At 44.5% G+C, this 6,000-nt stretch carries 3 protein-coding genes and 3 rRNA genes; 3 read left to right on the plus strand and 3 right to left on the minus strand.

Going from position 1 to position 6,000, the window contains the following annotated elements; all coding sequences use genetic code 11:
* Positions 1–661 precede the first annotated feature (661 nt).
* The 3 genes from B5Z18_RS18530 (at position 662) to B5Z18_RS18540 (ending at position 5,261) form a co-directional block, all read left to right on the plus strand.
* A complete protein-coding gene (locus B5Z18_RS18530; protein ID WP_079470959.1) occupies positions 662–3,223 on the plus strand; it encodes a zinc-dependent metalloprotease in 2,562 nt (853 codons plus the stop codon).
* Between the two features lie 140 nt (positions 3,224–3,363).
* The gene (locus tag B5Z18_RS18535) at positions 3,364–4,389 is read left to right on the plus strand and encodes a LacI family DNA-binding transcriptional regulator (protein WP_079470960.1); all 1,026 of its coding nucleotides are present in this window, start codon (positions 3,364–3,366) and stop codon (positions 4,387–4,389) included.
* A 32-nt stretch (positions 4,390–4,421) separates the two neighbouring features.
* Positions 4,422–5,261, plus strand: a complete 840-nt coding sequence (locus B5Z18_RS18540; protein ID WP_079470961.1) for a hypothetical protein — start codon at positions 4,422–4,424, stop codon at positions 5,259–5,261.
* Positions 5,262–5,347: 86 nt separating this feature from the next.
* Here B5Z18_RS18540 and rrf (B5Z18_RS18545) read toward each other — a convergent pair.
* The 3 genes from rrf (B5Z18_RS18545) to B5Z18_RS18555 form a co-directional block, all read right to left on the minus strand.
* Positions 5,348–5,459, minus strand: a 5S ribosomal RNA gene (gene rrf / locus B5Z18_RS18545).
* A gap of 169 nt (positions 5,460–5,628) precedes the next feature.
* Positions 5,629–5,740, minus strand: a 5S ribosomal RNA gene (gene rrf / locus B5Z18_RS18550).
* Positions 5,741–5,823: 83 nt separating this feature from the next.
* Positions 5,824–6,000 (minus strand): 23S ribosomal RNA (locus B5Z18_RS18555); the annotation flags it as partial.

Below are 6,000 nucleotides of genomic sequence, written 5' to 3' on the forward strand. Positions count from 1 at the left end.
GCACCCAATTTACTGTTTTAATCAGTGATTCGCAAAGTTATACGGTTGGTCCAAAAAAACAAGTGCAGCCCAAAAAAACCCACAAAAATTAACCTTCACACGTAAAAGCCCCATCACAGGGCTTTTAGACCACTCATTTTTTTAGAGCAAACACTTACATAAGCGAATAAACCAATATTGCAGTTCTCACAACTGATTGTTACTGTCCCAATTCTTGAAATAGTTTGATTTTTTTCAAAGTTGGACGCACAATTTAAGAAAAAATTCAAATGTTCCAACAGAAATCTCACAATTCTGCTAACTTATTTATTCCCGCGCCAGTAAACACTTTCAGGCGACGCTAATAGCATTTAGCAACACAACGTCGAATATTCCCCGCTTCATAACTTGAAAATCAATACGGCAGCGGCAATCAACTCTTCCCCCTCTATCCCTGCCATATGAAATTATTATTTGCTATAATAATAAATACTTACATAAAAAAAGTTGCCACCGCAACTATTGTTCCAACGCCTACCATTCAATTTAGCTTCTTTTTTTCCATTCCTACAGCCATTACCGCGTTTATGGATTTTCCTGATAAGTTAGTACTTAAAATACTTACTTGCAAAGGTTTTTAAAAAAACATAACAACTAATCAAGAACCAATTATTAAATCGTAATGACCAAACCATTTCATCACAAACTGATAATAGCCGTGGCAGGCGCACTTTGCCTGGGTATTACCGTTTATCAACCTGCCAGCGCACAGCGGAAAAAACACCAACGCAACGCCGCGCCAACTACTCCTGCTCCTGCCAAAGACTCTACCGGGAAACCTCCCATGATCAAGCCAGGACCCAAGCCAGGACCTAAACCCTTCGCCGAAGTAATTACCGATAAAGCCAAAGCTGATTCCGGCCTGTTCAACATCTACAAACTGGATGACCGCTTCTTTTTCGAAATCCCTGATACCCTGCTCGGAAGAGACGTACTGGTAGTAAACAGGATCTCCAAATCGGCCGCAGGCCTCCGCGCCATGATGATGGGCTTCAGCGGCGATATCATCGGCGAAAATGTGATCCGCTTTGAAAAAGGCCCCAACAATCGCATCTTCCTGAAAAATATCTCCTATGCCGATGTTTCAAAAGATTCTACCCAACCTATGTTCACGTCTGTGAGCAACTCCAATCTGCAGCCTATCGTTGCAGCATTTGATGTAAAAGCAGCATCTAAAGACGGGAAAGGTACCATTATTGACCTCACAGAATACATCAGCGGGGATAACGATATCCTGTTCTTCGACGGCCAGGTTAAGAACATGCTCAAAATCGGTGGTGCTCAGCCAGATAAATCTTACATCTCTGATGTAAAATCCTATCCGATGAATACCGAAATCAAAACCGTAAAAACATACAGCAAATCCGGCGGTCCTGCCGGCCCGGGTATGCCCCCTTCTCCGGGCGGTAATGCTACCGTGGAACTGAACAGCTCCATGGTATTGCTTCCTGCTGTGCCAATGCAGCCACGCTACTTTGATCCCCGCGTAGGTTACTTCACCACCAGCGTAACCGACTTCGATGCGGATCCGCAAGGTGTAAAAAGACTCCAGATGATCACCCGCTGGCGCCTGGAACCCAAACCGGAAGATATGGAGAAATATAAACGCGGTGAACTGGTGGAACCAGTGAAACCCATCGTGTTTTACATTGACCCTGCAACGCCGGTAAAATGGCGTAAATACCTGATCATGGGTGTGAACGACTGGCAGTCGGCCTTCGAACAGGCGGGCTTCAAAAACGCTATCATCGCTAAAATGGCGCCTACTCCCCAGGAAGATTCTACCTGGTCTATTGAAGACGCCAGATTCTCTGCTATCGTATACAAACCTTCTGATGTGCCCAATGCGAGCGGTCCTCACGTACATGATCCCCGCTCCGGTGAAATCATCGAAAGTCATATCAACTGGTACCACAACGTGATGCATTTGCTGCGTAACTGGTATTTTGTGCAGGCATCTCCCAACGATCCCCGCGCACGTAACATGCAGTTCAGCGATGAACTGATGGGAGAACTGATCCGCTTTGTATCCTCCCATGAAGTTGGTCATACCCTCGGTTTGCGTCATAACTTCGGCTCCAGCTCTACCTACCCGGTTGAAAAACTGCGCGATAAGGAATGGGTGAAAAAGAATGGTCATGCTGCTTCTATCATGGACTACGCACGTTTTAACTACGTAGCACAACCTGGCGATGGCATCACCGGAGCTGATCTCTATCCCCGTATTAACTACTACGATAAATGGGCAATCGAATGGGGCTATAAACTGCTCCCACAGGCCAAGTCACCGGAAGCTGAAACACCAATTCTCAATAAAATAACAGTTGAAAAACTGAAGGATAAGAAGTTCTGGTTCGGTACCGAATCAAACCCGGATGATCCAAGATCACAGAATGAAGACCTGGGCGACAATGCCATGATTGCCAGTACATATGGCATAAAAAACCTCCAGTATATTATGCCTAATCTCCTTAGCTGGACAAAGGTAGATAACGAAGGTTATGCAAACCTGACTGAACTTTACAGGGAAGTAGCCGGTCAGTTTAGCCGTTACATGGGCCACGTAGCCAAAAACGTAGGCGGTATCTACGAAACACCTAAAACCGTAGAGCAAGCCGGTGGCGTGTACGAATACGTACCCAAAGCGACCCAGAAAGAGGCTATACAGTTCCTGAACAAGCAACTGTTCACCACTCCGAAATGGCTGATTAACCAGGATTTATTAAGCCGTATAGGCAGTGATGGCGTTTCCCTGATCAGTTCCCGTCAAACACCGGTGCTGGACAGGCTGATGGGCACCAATACCATCAATAAACTGATTGCCGGTGAAGCTGCCCTGGGAACACAGGCTTATGCCCCTGTTGATATGCTGAATGATCTGAAAAAATCCATCTTCTCAGAACTTTATACACATCAGCCGGTAGACGTATACCGCAGAAACCTGCAACGCGACTATGTGGATAACCTTGCTGAACTGGTAGCTCCGGCTCCCCCCGCCAATCCAATGATGGGTGGCTATGCACCTCCGAGTGCATCCAAATCAGATGCTGCAGGCATTGGCCGTGCCCAGCTGGTAGCCCTGAGAACTGAGCTGCGCGCAGCTGCAGGCAGTGGCGACAGCATGACACGCAACCACCTCCAGGATCTGATTGCCCGTATCAATAAGGCACTGGATCCTAAATAACGAATCCGCATACACGAAATATCTGCACCCTTCCCGGTAACTCCGGGAAGGGTGTCTTCGTTTTATGGATGTTCAAAAGCTTATAAATTATTGTGGAAAATGCTTAATATCGCTGCATTATTAACCTAGACGCCTCAAAAGTGAAAGATCGGACTAACAAAATTACGATATACGATATCGCGCATAAACTGAATCTGTCGGCATCTACTGTTTCACGTGCACTGCAAAACAATCCGCTCATTAACCTGGAAACACGTGAAAAAGTACAAACCGCAGCTACAGAAATGGGCTATGTACCCAACTGGATTGCTTCCAGTTTGCGCAAGAAACGGTCGAACATTCTCGGCCTTATCGTACCACGTACTTCCATGTACTTTCAGAGTACGGCTATCAGCGGTATTCAGCATGAGGCGCATAAATATGGGTTCAGCATTGTGATTGGTCAGTCGGATGAAACTGTGGCGATGGAGAAGGAATTAGTACATACTTTTTACTCCCTTCGTGTAGATGGATTACTGGCGGTGGCCTCCATGTTTACCACCAACTTTGATCATTTCAGCCCGTTTATCAAGAACAATATTCCACTGGTATTTTATGATCGTGTACCTACCGATTTCCAGGGTTATACTATTACCGGAGATGATTTCAGAGGCGGCTTCCTGGCCACCGAACACCTGATCAAACAGGGATGCAAACGTATTGCCCATTTCTCCGGGGTACTTACCTGTAACCTTTATCAGCAAAGGCTTTCAGGTTATAAAGAAGCATTGGCACAATACAATATTCCTTTCGACGAAGAGCTGGTTTATATCCACGACCTGACGATGGACTCTGCGACTGTTGCTGCGCAACAATTATTTGATACGCAAAAAATGCCGGATGGTATGTTTGCCGCTAACGATAGTTCGGCGGTTGCTTTTATCCGCGAAGCGAAGAACAGGAATATTGCTGTTCCCGGGCAGATCAAAGTAGTGGGCTATTCCAATGATCTTTCTTCCCGTATTATTTCCCCTTCTTTAACTACCATTGAACAATCGGGTTATAATATGGGGCAGAAGGCGGTGGAAACAATTGTCCAACTGATCAATCATGATGAAACGGTGAAGGTGACAAAAAATTACGTATTCCCGGTGGAGTTAATCAAGCGGGAATCTACCGGAATATAATTCAATACTAAAAACTGATAACCTACAACTTTATGAAATCTTCCATTTATGTAGCATTATTCTGTACTGCTGCAGTTGCCGTATCCTCTTGTAACAAGCGTATTTACGTGCCTAACCAGGTAAATGTTCCGTTGTTGAAAGAGAAATATGAATTCAAAGGCAGTATTACTCCTACTAATCTGCAGGGGGCTTTTGCGGTGACTGATAATATCGCCATCATGGCAAATGGCCAGTATCTGTGGGGATTTAATTATGCAGATCCGGCCAATAATTATGATGATGACAATGATTTATTCCGGGATAATAACACCCGCGGAGGATTGGTAGAGGGAGCAGTTGGTTTTTTCAAGCCTATCGGCCCAAATAAGAAAGCAGTTTTTGATGTATATGCAGGTTATGGCAGCGGAAATTTCAAAACGCTGACCGGTAATTACAAGTCGGATAACGACGGTACAGGTAACATTAACCTGAATGACTACGTGATAAAAAACCGTTTCAGTAAGGTATTCATACAACCCAGTTTCGGGCTTGCCCATCGTGTGGTGGAAGCTGCGTTCAGCAGCCGTTTTTCCCTGATCAATTTTTACGACAGCAATATTGGCGTAAAGGCATTTGAAAATAATGCGGCAGAACAGAGTAAATATATGCGTATCTACGACAAAACTGTGGTGTTCTACGAGCCGGCGTTTACGGTGCGGGTGGGTTATAAATACGTAAAATTTCAGGCGCAGCTGCAGTTTTCAACGCCATTAAACGACAATAGTTTTTACGACGATAATACCAATGATAAGAACTTTAACGAGTATTTCCAGCCGGTGAATTTTAATATGGGTGTTGCGATAAATCTGGCGAAGTGGTATAATCGTAAATGATAGATAATTTTTAGGAAGATAATTTCCGGAGATGATATAAAAAAGAACGCCTTAGTGTTTGAAACACTAAGGCGTTCTTTTAATAAGTATGGCAGCTACCTACTCTCCCGCATGATGTTGCAGTACCATCGGCCATGAGGGGCTTAACTTCTCTGTTCGGAATGGGAAGAGGTGAACACCCTCGGCATAACCACCATAAGATCTTTAGCCTGTGTGAGCAGGCAATTATATGATGAAGTTCTGAGCGAACTATAAATCGTATTTGAGTCTCTTAAAGAGATGATCCTGTAACAGCTTTTCTGTTTGGATAGAAATAAATATAAATAAAGAAGCCTCAGTGTTTGTACACCAAGGCTTCTCTTAATAAGTATGGCAGCTACCTACTCTCCCGCATGATGTTGCAGTACCATCGGCCATGAGGGGCTTAACTTCTCTGTTCGGAATGGGAAGAGGTGAACACCCTCGGCATAACCACCATAAGATCTTCTTTGCTATTACAGCAAACTAATAAGATAACATATCGGGAAAGTTGTATTCTAAGACTCTTTAGCGTAATATTTAAAAAATTAAAGCTTACGGGCAATTAGTATTACTCGGCTGCGATGTTACCACCCTTACACCTGTAACCTATCAACGTCGTAGTCTCCGACGGCCCTTAAAAGTAAACTCATCTTGAAGCAGGTTTCACGCTTAGATGCTTTCAGCGTTTATCCTATCCATACATAGCTACTCTGCACTG

It is taken from the genome of Chitinophaga ginsengisegetis, assembly GCF_900168065.1.
Taxonomy (GTDB): domain Bacteria; phylum Bacteroidota; class Bacteroidia; order Chitinophagales; family Chitinophagaceae; genus Chitinophaga; species Chitinophaga ginsengisegetis.